This window comes from Streptomyces sp. NPDC056373, assembly GCF_042262425.1.
Taxonomy (GTDB): Bacteria; Actinomycetota; Actinomycetes; order Streptomycetales; family Streptomycetaceae; genus Streptomyces.
In genome coordinates, this window is sequence record NZ_JBHJPX010000049.1 from 1 (window position 1) to 1,865 (window position 1,865).

1 protein-coding gene and 1 pseudogene are annotated in these 1,865 nt (G+C 71.7%); both read left to right on the plus strand.

Annotated elements, in window-relative coordinates; genetic code table 11:
- Nucleotides 1-1,357, plus strand: a pseudogene (locus ACFCXS_RS39365) (hypothetical protein); the annotation flags it as partial.
- A 272-nt stretch (nucleotides 1,358-1,629) separates the two neighbouring features.
- A partial coding sequence (locus tag ACFCXS_RS39370; RefSeq protein WP_376648145.1) for a hypothetical protein occupies nucleotides 1,630-1,865 on the plus strand: 236 nt, incomplete at its 3' end.

Here is a 1,865-nt window from a genome sequence, read left to right on the forward strand (position 1 = left end):
GATCGAGGACCTCGCCTCCGCCCTGCGGATCAAGAAGTCCCGCATCGAGATCACCCCGGACACCGGCGACGACGGGCACGAGGGCCGGTTCGTCCTCTGGGTCGCCAACGAGGACAACCCCTACGGCAACGGCAAGCACCCCTCCGAGCTGATCGACGCCCCGGCCTGGGACTTCTGGGGCGACGGCGTCCCGCTCGGTGCCGACGCCCGGCGCAAGCGCCACGTGCTCCACCTGCTGTGGTCCTCGCTCCTGATCGGCGGCCTGATGGGCTACGGCAAGAGCTACCTGGCCCGGCTCATCGCCGCCGCCGCCGCGCTCGACCCGACCGTGCGGATCGTCGTCATCACCGGGAAGACCGGCCCGGACTGGGCCCCGCTGCGTCACGTCGCCCACCAGTGGATCGCCGGGGCCAGCCCCGACATCATCCGCCGCGTCCTCGGTGTGATCGAGGGGACCATCACCGAGATGCAGGACCGGGGAACCGAGTTGGACCGGCTCTACGAGCAGGACCCCGACCTGGTCCCCGAGGGGAAGATCACGCGGGACCTCGCGGCGAAGGGCATGGGCCCGGTGCTCCTGGTCGTCGACGAGCTCCAGGAGCTCCTGGACGGTGCCGCGCTCGTCCAGGTCCCCATCGAGGACGAGCCCGAGAACGGCGGCCGCGCCAAGACCCGCAGCGGCCGGGACCTCATGGTCGAGGGCTTCGCCCGGTACGTCAGGGTGACGAGGTTCGTCGGCGGCATGGGCATCTTCATCACCCAGCGCCCGGACGCCTCCAGCGTCCCGACCGCGCTCCGGGAGGTCTGCGCGAAGCGCGCCTCGTACCGGGTCAAGGGCGACCGCAGCGCCAAGATGGTCCTCGGTGACGACGCGGTGGCCGGCGGCGCGGCCCCGCACCTCCTCGGAGACGCGTCCAAGGGCGTCGTCGTCTTGGACCAGGGCGAGGAGTCCGGGCACGCCACGCTCAAGGCCGACGTGATCGACCTCCCCGAGTTCCGGGACATCTGCCTGCGCGGCCGCCAGCTCCGCGAGGACGCCGGGACGCTCACCGGCGACGCGGTCGAGTACGGCAAGGAGGACGCCGAAGAGGCCGCCCGCGTCCGGCTGCTGACCGACTGCGTCAGCGTCCTGGACGCGGCCGAAGTTGACCGGGCCCGCACCGAACGGCTCCTGGAGCTGCTTCAGCAGGCGCTCCCCGACCGGTACGAGGACGTCACCAAGCCCCAGTTGCAGGCCCGGCTCCGCGACGCCGGAGCAGGCACGACCGGGAAGCTCGGCCCCATAGACGGCATGGCCAACCCCAACGGCTACACCCGCGCCCAGATCGCCGACGCGATCCCCCGCAAAAAGGGCTAACCACCCCGGTCGCCCGGGTGGTTCACCCCCGGTCAGCGCCCGGAATGGTCCGGTATGTCCCCCGGTCGCCGAAGACCCTCAACCGGTCGATCGACCACCCCGGGGCTCCGGCCGACCATCGGCCAAACCGGTACAAACCCGCACACGGACCGGGGGGCAACCACCCCCCGGACCACCCCGCAAAACCACCCATACCCGCCGTGGCGCTCCCTCCGCCTGGACAGCACCCGGAGCGCCACGGCCACCCACCCCGCACCGCAGAGGAGTTCGTCATGGGCAAGCAGACCGCGTTCCGCACCGAGAGGGACCTGCGCCAGCTCCGCAAGATCGTCGACATCGGGACCGTCCTCTACCTGACGGTGGAGCTGGAGACCCGGGGGGCCCCGTGGGAGGACCCCAAGCAGCTCCGCGAGTGCCGCGTCACCGGCCGGTCCTGGCTCGTCTCGGACTGGGTCGTCGACAACGCCGGGACGCTCGCCGACCTGGTCCACCAGGGCACCGTCTACAC